Here is a 17,483-nt window from a genome sequence, read left to right as displayed (position 1 = left end):
CTGTGCGCCATCAGCACAGTTCGGGCGTCGGTAAACCAGCTATTTGTCGGCCTGCTCCGGCGCGGCCGCCTCCGCGGCGCCGCCCTTGCGCTTGCCGTAGCGCTTTTCGAAACGTGCCACCCGGCCACCGCTGTCGAGGATCTTCTGCTTGCCGGTATAGAACGGGTGGCACTGCGAGCAGACCTCGACGACGATGTGCCCGCCGGGCTTGGTGCTGCGGGTCTGGAAGGTGTTGCCGCACCCGCAATGCACGGTGGTCTCCTCGTACGCGGGGTGAATGTCAGCTTTCATGTGTCCTCTTCGATCATTGGCCGCCGATATGGCGTACCGCGAACCTGATCTGGCTCTGCGTAGTCGACCATCGATTATGCCAGGTCAACCACCATCAGCCCAAACAGCGGGATGCGCCCGCGCATTCCCGGGATTCCGGCGGCGTCAGGCCGGGGTGTAGGCGCGGGTTTTTCCGACGCGCGTCCACAGCACACCGCCGCCGGGTTTGGTGCCGCGGGCGGCCAGCTCCCGCTTGACGATCTTGTTGGTGGCCGTGATCGGCAGTCGGTCGGTGAGCCACACATACCGCGGCCACGCCTTGGGGGATAAATCCGGCTGTTCGTCCAGGAACCGGCCGAACTCCTCGGGTGTCAGGGCGACGCCGTCGCGCAACACGATCGCCGCCATGACCTGGTCGCCGACCTGCTCGTCGGGTACCGCGTAGACGGCCGCGTGGCTGACCGAAGCCAACCTTTGCAGGATCCGCTCGATCGGCGCCGTGGTCATGTTCTCCCCGTCGACGCGCAACCAGTCACCGCTGCGACCGGCGAAGTAGATCCACCCGTCGGCGTCCCGGTAGGCGAGATCGCCCGACCAGAACATGCCGTTTCGAAGGCGGGTGTCGGTGGCCTGCGGGTCGTTGTAGTAGCCGGCGAACAACCCCGCGCCGGTGGTGTTGACCAGCTCCCCTATCGCCTCGTCGGCGTTGGCGAGCGCGCCGTCGTCGCCGAAGGTGGCGACGGGACATTCGGCCAGGGTGTCCGGATCGTAGATGGCAACCCCGGGAAAACCCCGGCCCAACGACCCGGGCGGGCAGCCGTCCTCTCGGGTGATGACGATCGCGGCCTCGGTGGAGCCGAAGCCGTCCCACACCGTGCAGTCGAACCGACGGCTGAACTCCGCGATGTCGCGATCGCTCGCCTCGTTGCCGACCGCGATCCGTAACGGGTTGTCGCGGTCATCGGGCTGCTCCGGCGTGGCGAGTACAAAGGCCAGTGGTTTGCCGACGTAGTTCATGAAGGTGGCCCCGTAGCGGCGCAAGTCGGCCAGCAGCCCGGATGCCGAGAACGTGGCGGGGACCATCGCCGCCCCGGCGCCCACCGCCACGCTCCACCCGGTGAATAGCGCGTTGGCGTGAAACAGCGGCATCGCCATGTAGCAGACATCGGAGGCATCGAGCTCCCACCGCGCGATCAGCGTCGCGCCGGCAAACAGCACGGTGAGATGGGTGACCTGCACCGCCTTCGGGTCGCCGCTGGTCCCGGAGGTGAACATCATCATGAACGTGTCGGTGGGCGCGACCTCGCGATAGGGAGCCAGCGGCCCGGCGTCGTCGAGCAGCGCCCGCCAGGCCTCGCCGGACACGTCCAGCACCCGCACACCGGGCAGGTCGAGACCGTCCAGCAACGCCTTGTGGGCCGGATCGACGAGCAGGATCTGGCAGTCCGCGTGCACGATGTCCCTGGCCAGGGCGGCGCCGCGACGGGTGTCGTTGATCCCGCAGAGCACGTACCCGCCGAGCGCCGCCGCCGCCATGGCGGTGAGCATCTCGGGGGTGTTGCCCAGCAGCGTGCCGACGTGCAGCGGACGGTCTGGATCGGCGACGCGGATCAGCGCCGCGGCGGCGGCGGACGCATCGGCCAGATGCTGACGCCAGCTCCAGACCCGTTCGCCGTACTTCAGCGCAGGGGTGTCCTGGCCCAAACGTTCGCGAAGCAGCTGCTGAAGCGTCTCCGCCACGGCCGGCCTCGCGCGAGCTGCCCGCTAGTCGGAATCCATGGATCCAGGCGTCGTCTTGGACACCTGAACCAGGAACTCGTAGTTGGTCTTCGTCTTGCGCAGCTGCGACATCAGCAAGTCGATGGCCTGGTGGGAATCCAGCCCCGACAGCACGCGGCGGAGCTTGTGCACGATGCCGAACTCGTCGGGTGAGAGCAACAGCTCGTCCTTGCGGGTGCCCGACGGGTTCACGTCGACCGCGGGGAAGACCCGGCGTTCGGAGATCTTGCGGTCCAGCTTGAGCTCGGCGTTACCGGTGCCCTTGAACTCCTCGAAGATGACCGTGTCACCGGTGGACCCCGTCTCGACCATCGCGGTGGCGATGATGGTGAGCGATCCGCCTTCCTCGATGTTGCGCGCGGCGCCCAGGAAGCGCTTGGGCGGATACAACGCGGTGGAGTCGACACCACCGGACAGGATGCGGCCCGACGCGGGCGACGCGTTGTTGTAGGCGCGACCCAGGCGGGTGATCGAGTCCAGCAGCACGACGACGTCCTTGCCCTGCTCGACGAGCCGCTTGGCTCGCTCGATCGCCAGCTCGGCAGCCTGGGTGTGATCCGACGGCGGCCGGTCGAATGTCGAGGAGATGACCTCGCCCTTGACTGAGCGCTGCATGTCGGTGACCTCCTCGGGCCGCTCGTCGACGAGCACGACCATGAGGTGGCATTCCGGGTTGTTCTTGGTGATCGCGTTGGCGATGTCCTGCAGGATCGTCGTTTTACCTGCCTTGGGCGGCGACACGATCAGCGCGCGCTGGCCCTTCCCGATCGGCATGATCAGGTCGATCACGCGCGTGGTGAGCCGGTCCGGGGTGGTTTCCAGACGCAGCCGCTGGTTGGGGTACAACGGCGTCAGCTTGGAAAAATCGGGCCGCTTCTTGGCGTCTTCGACGGATCCGCCGTTGATGGTGTCGAGGCGGACCAGCGGGTTGAACTTCTGCCGCTGGTTGGGCTGCTCGCCTTCGCGGGGCACCCGAACCGCACCGGTCACCGCGTCGCCGCGGCGCAAGCCGTTCTTGCGGACCATATTCATGGAGACGTAGACGTCGTGCGGACCGGCCAGGTAGCCGGAGGTGCGGACGAACGCGTAATTGTCGAGGACGTCAAGGATGCCGGCCACCGGCTGAACGACGTCGTCTTCGCGCAGTTCGGCGTCGGCGCCGTCGCCGCCTCGTTCACCGCGGCGCCGGCGGTCGCGCTCGCGGAACCGGCGTCCCCGCCGTCCCTGACGCCCCTCGCCGTCGTCGTCTTGCTGGTTCGAGCCGCCGCGATTCTGCTGGCCGCCCGAGGCTTGTTGGTCGCCGCCGGCGTCTTGCCCGCGCTCGTCGGTCTTGGTGTCCCGTTGGCCCCCTTGGCGCTTGTCGGCATCGCCAGACTTGTCAGACTTGTCCGTCTCGCCGGAGGTCTTGCTGTCGCGGGCGCCCTCGCGATCCGCCTCGTCGGCGGTGCGGGTGCCCGATCCTGCGTCACGGGTCGCGGCGCGCCGTTCCCGGCGTGCGCCCTCGTTCGCCGAATCGTTCTGTTCCCCTTGGGGTTCGCCTTGGGCGACAGGCGCTTCGGCGGTCGTCGTGTCGGATTTGTCGCCGGCGTCAGAAGAGGCAGTGGGGGCCGACGCACCGTTGGCCTGTCCCCTGATTTCCTGAATCGCTGCGATGAGTTCGTTTTTGCGCATGCCTGACGTCCCCTTGACGCCGGCACGATTAGCCAGCGCGCGCAGCTCGGGCAGCACCATGGTGGACAGGGAGCCAACCGAGACATCGCTTTTGGCGTCTGGCGTGTCTGTGTTCACGGAATTCGACGGCTGACTGCCATCGGTACTTTCGCTCGCCGTGAACAGGTCCGTATCGGTCACGGATTTCCTTTCTTCCCCCGTTGATCACGTGATACGGGGATTCGTTTGCATTCAGCCAAATTGCCGAGTGCGACCAATCATCGACTCTGCAACGGTGATCGCCTTGATCGGCGGAGTAAGCGGCGAACCTCGTTCACGAGAAGAATTGGTGTTGTCCTAGCGGCAAGGCAGTATGTATGCAGATGCAGATCCTGCGATTGCTGGACGGCTCCGAGGATAACCCGCATCCCTGCCGGAAGCAAGCAAACCCTCCGGCCACGCTGTGGATTAACTGGGAACCGTGACTCCCGGACTCCAGCGAACTGCTTCGCCAGCGGTCATCTCGGTGATGGTAAATCCGTTCGCGGCGCCGTACTCCAGCACTTCCGAGGGTAGTTCCGGCTCTGTGGTCAAAGCGATGAGCGACGGGCCAGCCCCCGAAAGTGTCGCTACCACGTTATTACGCCGCAGGAGTCGCAAATATTCCGACGAGGCGGGCATCGCCGGGGCGCGCTGGGGTTGATGGAGCACGTCCTCGGTGGCCGCCATCAACAGATCCGGCCGCTCGGTCAGCGCCACCACCAGCAACGCGGCGCGGCTGACATTGAACGTCGCGTCATCGTGGCTGACCTGGGCGGGCAACAGCACCCGGGTCTCGGCGGTCAACGAGCGGGCTTCGGGGATCGCACAGTACAGATGGATGCCGGGATGGAGTCGCAGCGGCACCGCCGAGTATTTGGCGTCGTCGCCGGTGCGGTCGGTCCACGACACCACCGCGCCACCCAGCACGGCGGCCGCGGCGTTGTCGGGATGACCTTCGAACTCGGAGGACAGCTGGATCAGCTCGGTGTCGGTCAGCGGAGTCGAATCCGTTTGTGCGACAAGGCCGTTCACCGCCGCAAGGCCGCCGACCACCGCCGCCGCGGAGGAGCCCAGGCCACACGAATGCGGGATGGCGTTGCGGCAGCGCACCACCAGGCCCTCGGCCTTGACTCCCACGGCGCGCAACCCGCATTCGACGGCGCGCACAACGAGGTGCTCGGGACCGAGCGGCACCTGCCCGGCCCCCTCCCCCTCGACTTCGACGGTCAGGCCGGAATCCGTTGTCTCCACGACGATCTCGTCGATGAGACTCAGGGCCAGGCCGATGCTGTCGAAACCCGGGCCGAGGTTCGCACTTGACGCCGACACCACAGCGCTCGCCACCAGCCCGGGTGGCAGTACCTGGCTCACCAAAAGGCCTTAACCACTAGGCCAGCCCCAACTTCTCGACGACGAGCACGGGATCGACGGGCAACGCAGACACGCTCGGCATGTCCCGCAGCGCGGTGTCGGGATCCTTGAGGCCATTGCCGGTCACCGTACACACCACCGTCGACCCGCGGGCGATCCAACCGTCGTCGATGGCCTTGAGCAGCCCCGCGATGCTGGCGGCGGAGGCCGGCTCGACGAAGACACCTTCGCAGCTGGCGACCAGGTGATATGCCGCGAGAATCTCCTCGTCGGTGGCGGCCAGGAAGCGCCCGTTGGATTGCTGCTGCGCCGCAACCGCGGCCGTCCAGGACGCCGGTGCGCCGATGCGGATTGCGGTGGCGATGGTTTCGGGGTGGCTGACCGGTTCACCCAATACCAACGGCGCCGCGCCGGCGGCCTGGGTGCCCAGCATGCGGGGCAGCTTGTCGATCACCCCCGCTTGGTGATACTCCGTATAGCCCTTCCAGTACGCGGTGATGTTGCCGGCGTTGCCGACGGGAAGAGCGTGTACGTCGGGTGCGGCGCCCAGCGCGTCGACGATCTCGAAGGCCGCCGTCTTCTGGCCTTCGATGCGCACCGGGTTGACCGAGTTGACCAACGAGATTGTCGGGAAGTCGGCGGCCATCTTGCGGGCCAGTTCCAGGCAGTCGTCGAAATTGCCGTCGATCTGGATGATCTTGGCGCCGTGCATGACCGCCTGCGCCAGCTTGCCCATCGCGATCTTGCCCTGCGGTATCAGCACCGCGCAGGTGATCCCGGCGCGTGCGGCATATGCGGCCGCCGACGCCGAGGTGTTTCCCGTCGACGCGCACAACACCGCCTGCTGGCCGCGGGCCAACGCATCGGTGACGGCCATCGTCATGCCCCGGTCCTTGAAGGAGCCGGTGGGATTGAGGCCCTCGACCTTGAGATGGACCGTGCAGCCGGTCTTTTCCGACAGCCGGGTCGCGGCGATCAGCGGGGTGCCGCCCTCGAGCAGCGTGACCGGCGTCCAATCGTCGCCGACCGGTAACCGGTCGCGGTATGCCGCGATCACACCCGGCCACGGTTGGTGCGTGGCCGTCGGGGTCGCCCGGGGGGCGCTCATAGGCTGGTTCCTTCCAGTCGCAGCACGCTCGCCACGCCGTGAACGGAATCCAAATCGGCGAGGGCATCGACGGTTTCGGAGAGCGCGGCGTCGGTGGCGGTGTGGGTGACCACCACGATGCGGGCTCCCACCCGTCGCCCACCGTCGTCGACCACACCTTCCTGGCGGACCTCGGCGATGCTCACCTCGCGCTTGGCGAATTCCGCTGCCACCGAGGACAAGACGCCGGGCTTGTCGGCGACGTTCATGCTGACGTAATAACGGGTGTTGATGAAACCCATTGGTGCGATGGGCAGTTGGGCATACCTCGACTCCCTCGGGCCACGGCTGCCCAGCACCCGGTTGCGGGCGGCCATCACCAGGTCGCCGGTCACCGCCGACGCCGTGGGCGCTCCCCCTGCCCCCTGGCCGTAGAACATCAGCCGGCCCGCGGCCTCGGCCTCGACGACAACGGCGTTGAATGCCCCGTTGACCGTGGCCAGCGGATGCGACATGGGCACCAGCGCCGGGTAGACGCGGGCCGAAACCCGTTGCTGGCCATCGTCGCCCGTGATGCGTTCGCAGATGGACAGCAGCTTGATGTTGCAGCCCAGGGCCCGTGCGGACACGAAGTCGGCCGGGGTGATCTCTGTGATGCCTTCGCGGTAGACGTCGTCGGCGGTCACCCGGGTGTGGAAGGCGATCGATGCCAGAATCGCGGCCTTGGCCGCGGCGTCGTAGCCCTCGACGTCGGCGGTGGGGTCGGCCTCGGCGTAGCCCAGCGCGCTCGCATCGGCCAGCGCGCTCTCGTAGTCGGCACCCGTGCTGTCCATTTCCGAGAGGATGTAGTTCGTGGTGCCGTTGACGATGCCGGCCACCCGGTGCACGGTGTCACCGGCCAGTGATTGGGTGAGCGGGCGGATGACCGGGATAGCGCCCGCGACCGCCGCCTCGAAATACAGGTCGACGTGCGCGCTTTCCGCGGCCTGCGCCAATTCCCCGGTGGAGGTGGACAACAACGCCTTGTTCGCCGTGACGACGGACTTGCCGTGCTCGAGGGCGCACAGGATCGCCTTGCGCGACGGCTCCACCGGCCCCATCAATTCCACGACGATGTCGACGTCCTTGCGCGAGACGAGCTCTTCGACGTTGTCGGTCAGCAGCTCGATCGGAACGCCGCGATCGTCGGCGACGCGGCGCACTCCGACGCCGCGGAGCACCACGGGTGCGCCGACGCGAGCGGCGAGGTCCTGCGCGCTGTCCTCGATGATCCGGACAACCTCGCTGCCGACGTTGCCCAAACCCAGTACCGCTACGCCGACCGGCTTTTCGTCACCGGGCACAGTTCACCTCACTTCCAGACTCAGCAGATCGTCGACCGTCTCGCGGCGCAGGATCAGGCGGGACCGCCCCGCACGCACGGCGACCACGGCGGGCCGGCCGATCATGTTGTAACGACTCGAGAGCGAATAGCAGTAGGCGCCGGTAGCCGCCACTCCCAGCAAGTCGCCGGGTCGCAGGTCGCCGGGCACCCACGCGTCGCGCACGACGATATCACCGGTCTCGCAGTGCTTTCCGACGATGCGCGCCAGCGCCGCCGGCGTATCGCTGACTCGGGAGACCAGCCGGACGTCGTATTGCGCGTCATAGAGCGCCGTGCGGATGTTGTCGCTCATGCCGCCGTCGACGCTGACGTAGCGCCGGTTCGCCGTGGCGCTCACGTCGACGTCCTTGACGGTGCCGACCTCATACAAGGTGACGGTGCCCGGTCCGGCGATGGCGCGGCCGGGCTCGACGACCAGCCTGGGGGCGGGCAGCCCGACGGCCGCCGACTCGTTGCTGACGACGGCGCTCAACTTGGCCGCGAGCTCGGCCATCGGCGGCGGATCGTCGGAGGCTAGGTACGAAATACCCAGGCCGCCACCAAGATCCACCGTCGAGATCTGTGCGGTCTTGTCGACGCCGAACTGGTCGACGATCTCGTGCAGCAGGCCGATGACGCGGTGCGCGGCCAGTTCGAAGCCGGCGACGTCGAAGATCTGCGAACCGATGTGGCTGTGCAACCCGACCAGTCGCAGGTGCTCGGTGTCGAATACGCGGCCCACCGCCGCCAGCGCCGCGCCGCTTGCCACCGACAGGCCGAACTTCTGGTCCTCGTGCGCGGTGGAGATGAACTCGTGGGTGTGGGCTTCGACGCCGACGGTGAGACGAACGAAGACGTCCTGGACGACACCTGCCTCGGCCGCGATCGTCTCCAGGCGCTCGATCTCGGTCATCGAGTCCAAAACGACATGGCCCACACCGGCTTTCACCGCGGCGGTCAGCTCCGCGACCGATTTGTTGTTGCCGTGGAAGGTGATCCGCTCCGGCGGGAAGTCGGCGTGCAGCGCAACCGCCAGTTCGCCGCCGGTGCACACGTCGAGCGACAGGCCTTCCTCGTCGATCCAGCGGGCGACCTCGCTGCACAAGAAAGCCTTCGCGGCGTAGTGCACGTTGTGGCCGCCACCGAAGGCCGAGGCGATCTCTGCACAGCGCGAGCGGAAGTCGTCCTCGTCGATGACGAACAGCGGAGTGCCATACTCCTGGGCGAGGTCGGTCAGCGGAACGCCGGCGATGCTGGCGATGCCGGCGTCGTCGCGAGCTATGTTGCGCGGCCATACATTCGGCGCCAACCGGAGCAGCTCGTCGGCGGATTGTGGCCGCGGCGGGCTCTCGGTGTGCCGGGTCTCTTCGGCGTGCCGGGGACCGGCGGGATGGACGTTCACATTCGCTCCGGGGCGGTGACTCCGAGGATCGCCAGCCCGTTGGCGATGACCTGGCGAGCGGCCTGGCATAGCGCCAGCCGCGCGGTGTGCAGGTCGGTGGGCTGCTCGTCGCCCTGCGGCAACACTCGGCACGAGTCGTAGAACCGGTGGTAGTCGCCGGCAAGGTCTTCCAGGTAACGGCATACCCGGTGTGGTTCGCGCAGGGAGGCCGCCGTGTTGAGCACACGCGGGAATTCGCCGATGGTGCGCAGCAGCGCGCCCTCCTTGTCGTGGCTGAGCAGCTCGAGGTGCGCGGTGTCGGGGATGAGACCCAGTTCGGCGGCGTTGCGGGCCAGCGCGGAAAGCCGAGCGTGCGCGTATTGCACGTAATAGACCGGGTTTTCATTCGACGCCGAGGACCACAGGGCCAAGTCGATGTCGATCGGCGTGTCCACCGACGAGCGAATCAGGCTGTAGCGCGCGGCGTCGACCCCGATGGCCTCGACCAGGTCGTCGAGCGTGATCACTGTTCCGGCCCGCTTGCTCATGCGGATCGGCTGGCCGTCGCGGACCAGGTTGACCATCTGCCCGATGAGCACCTCGACGGTGGCCGGGTCGTCGCCGAAAGCGGCGGCCACTGCCTTGAGCCGGGCGATGTATCCGTGATGGTCGGCGCCGAGCATGTAGATGCACAGGTCGAAGCCGCGCCGCCTCTTGTCCAAGTAGTAGGCGATGTCGCCGGCGATATAGGCCGGCTTGCCGTCGCTCTTGATCACGACCCTGTCCTTGTCATCACCAAAAGCGCTGGTGCGCAACCAGGTTGCGCCGTCCTTCTCGTAGATGTTGCCGGTTTCCCGCAGCCTGGCGATGGCCTGGTCGACTCGGCCGCTGGTGTGCATCGAGTCTTCGTGGGTGTAGACGTCGAAGTCGGTCCCGAACTCGTGCAACGACTTTTTGATGTGGGTGAACATCAGGTCGACGCCGATTGCGCGGAAGGTCTCGCGCATGTCCGGTTGGGGCAGGCTCAGCGCGTCGGGTGCCTGCTGCACTACCTGAGCGGCGATGTCGGTGATATAGGTCCCCGCGTAGCCGTCGGCCGGGGCCGGTTCGCCTTTGGCCGCGGCGATCAGCGAGCTGGCGAAGCGGTCGATCTGGGCGCCGTGGTCGTTGAAATAGTATTCGCGCACCACGTCGGCGCCCTGTGTGGACAGCAGGCGGCCCAGCGCGTCGCCGACGGCGGCCCAGCGGGTACCGCCGATGTGGATCGGTCCGGTCGGGTTGGCCGAGACGAATTCCAGGTTGACCTTGTGGGTGGCCTGCGTGCCGGAATGGCCGTAGCTGTCCCCAGCGTCGATCACATCGTTGACGACCTTGGCCTGGGCCGACGCCTCGAGGCGCAGGTTGATGAAGCCCGGCCCGGCGACCTCGGCCGAGGCGATGCCGTTGGCCTGGGCCAGCGCTTCGGCGAGCCATCCGGCCAGCTCACGCGGATTCGCGCCGACTTTCTTGCCCAGCTGCATGGCCAGGTTGCTGGCGTAGTCACCGTGCTCGGGGTTGCGCGGCCGCTCGACCGTGACCGGCTGCGTTAAAACGGCAGCATCCAGCCCGTGCTCGGCAAGCACCGCAACAGCGGTGGTTTTGAGCAGCTCAGCCAGGTCAGCGGGGGTCACGAACGTCCATCCTATGGGCTTCAGTCCCTACGCCCGAATCCATTACGGTGGCGGCGCGACCACCGCGATGCGTTAGTCTGTCGGGGCCCAATGGCGCAATGACTATGTTGTCGCGCCCCCGTAGCTCAGGGGATAGAGCGTCTGCCTCCGGAGCAGAAGGCCGCAGGTTCGAATCCTGCCGGGGGCACACGGAATTTATGCAGCTCAGACGGACTTTTTAGTGGAGCCGCGCAACGACATGCCTTCTCGGTGCATTCATTCTGCGGTCGCCGGTCAAGCCGGTTCAAAGCGAGTAGCGTCCACCATCCGCCCCGATTACGGCCGGGGACAGTCGCCCGACCGCCGGTTCCCAAAGTTCTCCGGAAAAAACTGTCCGCGTTAGCCGAGTCGGACGCTCCTACATGTGAGCGCGGTCCACCCGGGTCCGCCCACGAAAGTACGGAGCACAGCGTGAACATCAACCCCTGCCTGGACATGATCGGGCCCGCGGCGGCGATACGTAGAGCCACTGGGCGCCGGGCACTACTCGAACACCAACTCCGGCGGCGCCAGAATGCCGCGCTTTTCCTGAGCCTGGCGCACGAAGCCGGCATCGCAACCGCGGAGCGCGCCGACAGCCCCATGATCCCGTGCATCGTCGGCAGCTCGATCAAGGCGCTACGCCTGTCGGGCGCCCTGATACGGCGCGGCATCAATGCCTACCCGATCCTTTTTGCGCCGGAAGACAAAGCGGGCCTGCAGTTTTTTGTCGCCAGCTGCTACTCGGAAGACCAGATCCGGTTCATGGTCAACGCATTGGCCGAGGAGCTGGAGCTGCTGAACACGCGCAGGTAGGTCCGCAAAATTTCCAAACATCCCCCAATTAGCTTGCCGCACAGCGATTTCGGCAAGCCGAGCCACTTCTACTTTCACACGCGCTGAGCAGTCATGTTGATGTCGAGTGTCCCCTGGCACGGGCCGCTGAGGATATCGGTGTGGATGGTGCCCGCCAGCGTCCCGTCGGGTTGGGGCGTGTAGCGGGTTGTGCCGTGCGCCGGACTCCATTGGATGGAGGTGTCGGGCATCATGCAATCCCATTGGAAATCGCTGACTTGCGTCCATGACGACCCGTCCCAGGTGAATTGGACCGGTTGCGGAACCGTCGGGTTTCTCGGCGGCGGGCCGCCGACGATCGTGGCGACACACTTGCCGCTCGCACAGCTCGAATGGAACGTGTAGGTATCGGTGTACTGCACCTCAGGCTGACTGGCCGCCACGCTGGTCCCGTCCTTGGGACCGACAATGAACGTGATCGCGTACTCACCGTTCCAGGACGGAGGATCGCCGGAGGCAACTGAGGGAAGCGACAGCGCTATCGCGAGCGAAGCGGCGCCCAAACCTATGCGACTAGTCAGACCGTGTGGGGTCATCGGTTTCTCCTCCGGGTCCGAACCCCCGTCTCCATACTGTTCCTCCGCCGCCGGTACAGAAAGTCCTTCGGAAAAAACTGTCCACGTTGGCCAAGCAAGACGCTCCTACCTGTGAGCGCGGCCCACCCGGGTCCCGCCCCACGAAAAGTACGGAGCACAGCATGAACACCAACACTTGCCTCGACGCGATCGCGCCTGCGGCGGCAAAACGGAGAGCCACCGGGCGCTGGACGCTACTCGAACACCTGCGCCGGCGGCGCGCGAATGAAGCGCTCTTCATGAGCCTGGCCCGAGAAGCCGACATCGATACCGGCGACAGAGCCTGCGCCCCGATGATCCCGGTGGTCGTCGGCAGCTCGACCAAGGCGCTGCAACTCTCGTATGCCCTGCAGCAGCGCGGCATCAATGCCGACCCGATCATTTTTCCGGCCGTGCCGGAAGAAGAAGCGCGGCTTCGATTCTTTGTCACCAGCTGCCACTCATCCGAACAGATCCACTTCATGGTCTCGGCGCTGGCCGACGAGCTGAAGCTGGTGAACGCCGGCCAGGTCGGCATGGCGCCGAAAACTCGCCGCCGACGCCCGCGACCGCAGCATTTCCTGATGCATCCCCTCAAAGCGCTTGCCGGATCGCGAATTCGGTAAGCCTCGACGAGAAAGCGACTGACACCGTGAAGTTGTTCTGCTTTCACCACGCCGGGGGCGGCGGGTTGGCATTCAACGCCTGGGGTAAGGCGCTGAGGCCGGCGATCGACGTGATTCCGGTCGAGGTCGCCGACCGGCAGCGCTTCAGCACGCTGCGGCAGCTCGTCGACGAGGTGAACGATCAGCTGCGCTCCGATCTTGACGAACCGCACATGTTCTTCGGCCACAGTTTCGGCGCCCTGCAGGCATACCGGTTGGCGTGCGTGCGCGCCGCGCAGGGATCGCCGCTGCCGCGGGCGGTCTTCCTGTCGGCCTATGGCCCACCGCACCTTCCGCCGCCACTGCAGGTCGTGGATCTCCTCGACGACGACCAGCTCGCGACGCTCCTGTCCGAGTTGGGCGGGTTGCCTCCGCAGCTGACGCGATGGCCGACACTGCACGAGCGCGCCGTCACCACCACTCGACACGACTTGCGGCTGTGCATGACCGACGAGGAAGACGACACAGGGCGGCTGCCGTGCCCGATTCATGTGTTCGGGGGCAGCGAGGATCCGCTCGTGAGTGAGTCCGACTTGCGCGAATGGCGTTCGCGGACAACGGCGGACTTCTCCGTGCAGATCCTCCGGGGTGGCCACTTCTATCTGCGTGATCGGCAGCCGCTGTTCAAGACGCTACGTCCGCTGATGTCGACGATCGCGGCGGCGTAGCCGTATCGCAGTAGGCCGTTGTTGGTATCTACTTAGCTTGAGGCGGCTATCGGGTGCGGCCGGATTGTTTACCGGAGTAAGGAGCCAGACATGTTCCTCTCAGAAATCGTTTCGCGCCGAGTGGTTGTCGGCACAATCGGCGCCGCCGCGGCCACCGGCGCGCTGTGGTGCGCCACCGCGGGGTCCGCCGCGGCTGATCCGCCACCCCGCCCGCCCAACTGCACGGCCGCGGACGTGGCCAGTGTCGCGGCCGGTGTCGCCACGGCGCTCTCGACCTACCTATTACTCACCCCGATGTCAACGGCTTCTACACCGGCCTTCAGGATCAGCCCAAGGATCAGATCCAAGGCGACGTGCAGAACTACTTCAGCGCCAACCCACAAGAGCAAGCCGACCTTGAGGGCATCCGACAGCCGTTGACTGACATCAGGCAGCGTTGCCAGTGGACCCCGCTACTTGGGCAGGGCGCCACTCCCTAAGGCGATCGGAGACGGAAAGGAGATCGCGATGAATCTGTTGGGCCGGTCTTGGATCGCCGCGGGGATAACGGTGTTGGCTCTTACATCGATCCCTGAGATTTATGCCGTCGTGCAGCCCTCCGGCGTGGCCAACGCCGACGTGTGCGCGAGCGTCGGCAGGCGTGTTTCAGTCAGCGGGTGCACGAACGTCGCCGACACGGTCAATACCTACGTCCCGCCGCCGGCCGACTATGCGCCACTGCCGCAGGACTTTCCGCCGCCACCACCCCCGCCGCCGGTGAACGTCTGCGTCGGAGCCGGGCGGCGAATCCACATCAGCGGGTGCACCTAACCCCCGCCGGCGCCCCCTTCGCCTTGACAGTGGCCGTGCCCGGCTTGGACCGTTCCGCCGCCGGCGATCCCTAGTGCCGCCGCCTCGGCTTCTTCGCGGGTCGGGCCCCAGCCGCCGAAGTACTTGGTTTTCGCGCTGTTCAAGACGAGCGCGATGCACCCACCCTGCCCGCTGGCCAGCAGGCGACAGTCGCTGATGGCCTTGCGACACGTCTCCATCGCCTTCTGCTCGGCGGCACCTTGACTGGTCCCACCGTCAACGAACTTGATCTGCCCGGTGGAATCCGACATCGCCATCGCGATCCAGTTGTTGTCGGCATGCGCGACCGGCGGTGCCACGAACGCGGCGCCGATAGCGATCGCCACTGCTGCTTGTCTCTTCATCAGGCAAACACTATTGCACAAACGCGGCATCACCGCAGGTCAAGCCGAAAGGCTAGGGCAGCACGGTGTGCATCAACATCACGTCGTATGCCGACCACAGCGACAGGTTGAAGTACAGGTCCCGGCCCGACGACCAGGGATGAATCATCGGCGCATAGATGCCGCCGGGCATCTGGAACGACGACACCAGCGGCTGCTCGGGACTCCACGGTCCCTGGGGAGCGGGCGCCGTCCTGGCCACGACGTCGTTGCTGCCGCCGTTGGTGTACAGCACCAAGTACTGCTTCAGATAACTGTTGTACTGGGACGACATTTCGCCCACCGGGCCCGGGAAAACCGGTGTCGCCGCGCCCGGATTGTTCGGGACCCAGCGTCCGCCGTTGTCGCCGTTCCAGTATTGGTACTTGGTCAGGTCGGGCAACGCGTTCGGCGGAACTCGCGACAGGTACGCCGCGCCGCCGCGTCCCGACGGCGTCCCGAACGAGTAGAGGTAACCGTCGTTACCCCGCATGAACGAGCCCATCTGGAAATTCTCATTGCCCGGGGTGAACCCGACGCCGGGGACCGCGTCGGCCGAGGCCGTGCGGATGGAGCCGGGGTAGATCCCCCAGTTCTGGCCGTTGTCAAGGGATCTCGCGATCGCCGAGTAGTTCGTCGTCCATTCACCGTCGCGGCCCCAATGCTGGATGGACATGTAGTTCATGTATTGGGTTCGCCCGATCGAGATGGCCGAGGTCGGAATGATTCCCGTTTCGTGCGCTGCCTTGTGGATGGAGTTGACCACCTGCTTGGAGAGGCCGTTGTTCCACACCGGTGAGCCCGAATAGTTGTTGTTGGGCACACCGTCCGCGACGTGGATTCCTTTAGACAGGTCACGGTCGTTACTGCGGAACAGGACGTTGTACCGCCATTCTTGGCCGCGGACCTTGCAGTAGCCGAAGGTGTCACCGAACGCCATCAGGGCCTGCCGGTTGGCGGGATCGCCGTTGTCCCAAATGATCCCGAGGTCGGTTCCGGAGATGCCGAATCGCTGCAGCGTTTTGTTGGGGCCGTTGGGTCCGGTCACCCAGTCGACGAGCGACGTCGGCGCCCCCGCGATATTGGCGGGGGGCGGCGGGGGCGCGGGCTGCGGCGCCGGTTGCGGCGCGGGCGGATTCGGGGCGGCATTCGGCTGCAGCTGGGTCGCATTCGGCGTCTGCGGGAAGCCCGGCGTCGGTGGATTGGGTCCGGGCGGTGGTACCACCCCCGCCTGGGGTTGCATTGGTGCCGAGTATCGCTGACCGGGAGCAGTCGGCCTGAGGAAAGACTGGATCAGCGGGCCCAACTTGGGTAGCGGTGCCTGGTCATTCGTATGAGTGGGTCGGCGCCCCGTCGGTGGCACCACGACCGGCTGCGGCGCGGGCATCTCCTGCCGCGGGGGTGGTTCCACGTTCGCCTCGGGCGCGCCGCAAGGGGTGGCATTCGCCGACGGCGCCGGACCCAACGCAACGATGAATGCGATAGCGGCCGTCGATACCACCCATAGCGAAGTGCCTCGAAGAATCGCCGACAAAAGTCACACCTTTCGGGGGGCGAGACGTCGCATTGACGTCTGCGGCTGGCTTATGTGACGATAGTGACTACTGGGGCCTTTGTGACCAGTGAGCTGTGAATGGGTATGCATCCGTGACCGTGTCGCAACAGGCTGCAGCGGGTTTGCTGGCGCAGGCCGGTGTATACGGACGGCGAACGTCACCCGGGCCGCACCGCAAACGCCGCCACCGGCATTTCCACGCTTCCGCCGCACGGCCCGCCGGCGATGTCGGTGTGCCAGGTGCCGCGCAGCGAACCGTCGGGTTGGGGCGCGTAGAACGCCCACGACCTCGCCGGTGACCAGACTTTCGGGATCCCGTCCCCCATGTAGCAGTCCCATTGGAAGTCGAAGTGCTCAACCCACCGCGTCCCGTCCCACGTGTAGTGCGACGGTTGCGGCAACGTCGGGTTCTTGGGCACGGGCCCATCGGTGGCGGTGGCAACGCATGTGCCCGACGCGCACGACGTCACGAAGACGTAATCGGCACTGAAGGTCGGTTCGGCCTGGCCGGCGGCGGCGCTAGTACCCGTCTTGCTGACGGCGTATCTCACCAGCGAGTATTTGCCGTTCCACGCCGGCATCGCCGCGTGCGCCACAACGACCGTGGTCCCGAGGATCGCCAGTGCGATACCGCCGAGCACCGCAACCCGTCGCACCACCCTCGACCGCATCGCCTACATGGTGCGGGGTCGACGACACGACGAGATATCGGCACGGACACAGCTGAAACTCTTTGACGCCGAACGGTTCCGAGCTCCGTCACTCCGGCTTCGTGCTGTCGACCTGATCCCGGTCGTAGCCGATGACGGGCGGTGAATCGCCGTAGACATCGAGGGTATGGATGAAGCGATGCACCCCCATCACGCCGGCGCAGGTGAACCCCAACTCGATGATCTGCGCGGCGGTGAAATGCTCCCCCAGGCGCTTGTAGAAATCGTCGTCCATGGCGTGGTGGTCGGCGGAAAGCAGGTCGAGGAATTCGACGGCCATTTGCTCCTGCGGGGTCAGCGAGCCGTGGCCCGGCGCGAGGAGGCATGCCACATCCTCGTCGGTGATCGAGTCATGCTTGCGTGATTGACTGCAGGGTTCGCACTCGCCGAGTTGGGCGCTGCGGATGCGCAGCAACTCCAGGATCCGGCCGCCGAGCAGGGTGCCGGCACCCAGGTGGTGTCTGGCCATGTCGACCTGTTCGAGTTGTGCGCTGCGATACGCGAATATCTGCAGGGGCACCGGAGTCGCGTAGAGCCCGGCGGCAACGCCGGCCTCCACGATCTCGCGGGAGCGCGAGCTCAGCTCTTCCATTGGGATTGGCGCGATACGCGGCATAAATCAGGCTAACTTTCT

17 protein-coding genes, 1 tRNA gene and 1 pseudogene are annotated in these 17,483 nt (G+C 66.2%); 6 read left to right on the top strand and 13 right to left on the bottom strand.

Features of this window, described 5'->3' with window-relative positions; translation table 11 throughout:
- Positions 1 to 39: 39 nt before the first annotated feature.
- The 8 genes from rpmE to argS all read right to left on the bottom strand — a co-directional run bounded on the left by rpmE (position 40) and on the right by argS (position 10,613).
- Entirely contained in the window at positions 40 to 291 is a 252-nt protein-coding gene (gene rpmE / locus ACQI5H_RS12320) for a 50S ribosomal protein L31 (protein ID WP_427079651.1), read from the bottom strand.
- 144 nt (positions 292 to 435) lie between these two features.
- A complete protein-coding gene (gene fadD1 / locus ACQI5H_RS12315; RefSeq protein ID WP_427079650.1) occupies positions 436 to 2,010 on the bottom strand; it encodes a fatty-acid--CoA ligase FadD1 in 1,575 nt (524 codons plus the stop codon).
- Positions 2,011 to 2,034: 24 nt separating this feature from the next.
- Entirely contained in the window at positions 2,035 to 3,900 is a 1,866-nt protein-coding gene (gene rho / locus ACQI5H_RS12310) for a transcription termination factor Rho (protein WP_427079649.1), read from the bottom strand.
- A gap of 267 nt (positions 3,901 to 4,167) precedes the next feature.
- On the bottom strand, positions 4,168 to 5,115 hold the full coding sequence (gene thrB, locus ACQI5H_RS12305) for a homoserine kinase (RefSeq protein WP_427079648.1): 948 nt from the start codon (positions 5,113 to 5,115) through the stop codon (positions 4,168 to 4,170).
- Between the two features lie 13 nt (positions 5,116 to 5,128).
- Entirely contained in the window at positions 5,129 to 6,220 is a 1,092-nt protein-coding gene (gene thrC / locus ACQI5H_RS12300) for a threonine synthase (protein WP_427079647.1), read from the bottom strand.
- Entirely contained in the window at positions 6,217 to 7,542 is a 1,326-nt protein-coding gene (locus ACQI5H_RS12295) for a homoserine dehydrogenase (protein WP_427079646.1), read from the bottom strand. The genes thrC and ACQI5H_RS12295 overlap by 4 nt, the downstream gene beginning before the upstream one ends.
- Positions 7,543 to 7,545: 3 nt before the next feature.
- A complete protein-coding gene (gene lysA / locus ACQI5H_RS12290) occupies positions 7,546 to 8,964 on the bottom strand; it encodes a diaminopimelate decarboxylase (RefSeq protein ID WP_427079645.1) in 1,419 nt (472 codons plus the stop codon).
- Positions 8,961 to 10,613, bottom strand: coding sequence for an arginine--tRNA ligase (gene argS, locus ACQI5H_RS12285; protein ID WP_427079644.1), 1,653 nt, complete (start codon positions 10,611 to 10,613; stop codon positions 8,961 to 8,963). Before argS ends, lysA begins: the two co-directional genes overlap by 4 nt.
- A 114-nt stretch (positions 10,614 to 10,727) precedes the next feature.
- Between argS and ACQI5H_RS12280 the strand changes: the two genes are divergently transcribed.
- Positions 10,728 to 10,800, top strand: a tRNA-Arg gene (locus ACQI5H_RS12280).
- A gap of 263 nt (positions 10,801 to 11,063) precedes the next feature.
- The gene (locus ACQI5H_RS12275; protein ID WP_427079643.1) at positions 11,064 to 11,447 is read left to right on the top strand and encodes a hypothetical protein; all 384 of its coding nucleotides are present in this window, start codon (positions 11,064 to 11,066) and stop codon (positions 11,445 to 11,447) included.
- A 74-nt stretch (positions 11,448 to 11,521) separates the two neighbouring features.
- On the opposite strand, the gene ACQI5H_RS12270 is transcribed toward ACQI5H_RS12275, so the two are convergent.
- Positions 11,522 to 12,022: a hypothetical protein gene (locus tag ACQI5H_RS12270; RefSeq protein WP_427079642.1), complete on the bottom strand. Its 501-nt coding sequence runs from the start codon at positions 12,020 to 12,022 to the stop codon at positions 11,522 to 11,524.
- Between the two features lie 86 nt (positions 12,023 to 12,108).
- On the opposite strand from ACQI5H_RS12270, the gene ACQI5H_RS12265 reads away from it, so the two are divergent.
- The 4 genes and pseudogenes from ACQI5H_RS12265 to ACQI5H_RS12250 all read left to right on the top strand — a co-directional run bounded on the left by ACQI5H_RS12265 (position 12,109) and on the right by ACQI5H_RS12250 (position 14,183).
- Positions 12,109 to 12,666: an aminotransferase class I/II-fold pyridoxal phosphate-dependent enzyme gene (locus ACQI5H_RS12265; RefSeq protein WP_427079641.1), complete on the top strand. Its 558-nt coding sequence runs from the start codon at positions 12,109 to 12,111 to the stop codon at positions 12,664 to 12,666.
- Positions 12,667 to 12,692: 26 nt separating this feature from the next.
- A complete protein-coding gene (locus ACQI5H_RS12260) occupies positions 12,693 to 13,373 on the top strand; it encodes a thioesterase II family protein (RefSeq protein WP_427079640.1) in 681 nt (226 codons plus the stop codon).
- Between the two features lie 90 nt (positions 13,374 to 13,463).
- A pseudogene (locus ACQI5H_RS12255) lies at positions 13,464 to 13,852 on the top strand (heme-binding protein).
- 28 nt (positions 13,853 to 13,880) lie between these two features.
- Complete coding sequence (locus tag ACQI5H_RS12250; RefSeq protein ID WP_427079639.1) at positions 13,881 to 14,183, top strand: hypothetical protein; 303 nt, start codon at positions 13,881 to 13,883, stop codon at positions 14,181 to 14,183.
- Here the strand turns inward: ACQI5H_RS12250 and ACQI5H_RS12245 are convergent.
- The 4 genes from ACQI5H_RS12245 to ACQI5H_RS12230 all read right to left on the bottom strand — a co-directional run bounded on the left by ACQI5H_RS12245 (position 14,180) and on the right by ACQI5H_RS12230 (position 17,465).
- The gene (locus tag ACQI5H_RS12245; RefSeq protein WP_427079804.1) at positions 14,180 to 14,569 is read right to left on the bottom strand and encodes a DUF4189 domain-containing protein; all 390 of its coding nucleotides are present in this window, start codon (positions 14,567 to 14,569) and stop codon (positions 14,180 to 14,182) included. The genes ACQI5H_RS12250 and ACQI5H_RS12245 overlap by 4 nt on opposite strands.
- A gap of 49 nt (positions 14,570 to 14,618) precedes the next feature.
- Complete coding sequence (locus tag ACQI5H_RS12240) at positions 14,619 to 16,118, bottom strand: DUF4185 domain-containing protein (RefSeq protein WP_427079638.1); 1,500 nt, start codon at positions 16,116 to 16,118, stop codon at positions 14,619 to 14,621.
- A gap of 179 nt (positions 16,119 to 16,297) precedes the next feature.
- Positions 16,298 to 16,720, bottom strand: coding sequence for a hypothetical protein (locus ACQI5H_RS12235; RefSeq protein ID WP_427079803.1), 423 nt, complete (start codon positions 16,718 to 16,720; stop codon positions 16,298 to 16,300).
- Between the two features lie 178 nt (positions 16,721 to 16,898).
- Positions 16,899 to 17,465 carry a carboxymuconolactone decarboxylase family protein gene (locus ACQI5H_RS12230; RefSeq protein WP_427079637.1) on the bottom strand — a complete coding sequence of 189 codons (567 nt, stop codon included), beginning with the start codon at positions 17,463 to 17,465 and terminating at the stop codon, positions 16,899 to 16,901.
- Positions 17,466 to 17,483 lie beyond the last annotated feature (18 nt).

It is taken from the genome of Mycobacterium heidelbergense (assembly GCF_050205645.1).
Taxonomy (GTDB): Bacteria; Actinomycetota; Actinomycetes; order Mycobacteriales; family Mycobacteriaceae; genus Mycobacterium; species Mycobacterium heidelbergense_A.
Note: the sequence above shows the minus strand (reverse complement) of the source record. Positions and strands in the feature narration are given on the sequence as shown.

Excerpts from the sequence above, each read along its gene's own strand:
- ACQI5H_RS12250 (WP_427079639.1), top strand. The coding sequence starts at position 13,881 with ATGAATCTGTTGGGCCGGTCTTGGATCGCCGCGGGGATAACGGTGTTG.
- ACQI5H_RS12230 (WP_427079637.1), bottom strand. The coding sequence starts at position 17,465 with ATGCCGCGTATCGCGCCAATCCCAATGGAAGAGCTGAGCTCGCGCTCC.
- ACQI5H_RS12270 (WP_427079642.1), bottom strand. The coding sequence starts at position 12,022 with ATGACCCCACACGGTCTGACTAGTCGCATAGGTTTGGGCGCCGCTTCG.
- rpmE (WP_427079651.1), bottom strand. The coding sequence starts at position 291 with ATGAAAGCTGACATTCACCCCGCGTACGAGGAGACCACCGTGCATTGC.
- thrC (WP_427079647.1), bottom strand. The coding sequence starts at position 6,220 with ATGAGCGCCCCCCGGGCGACCCCGACGGCCACGCACCAACCGTGGCCG.
- ACQI5H_RS12235 (WP_427079803.1), bottom strand. The coding sequence starts at position 16,720 with ATGCCGGCGTGGAACGGCAAATACTCGCTGGTGAGATACGCCGTCAGC.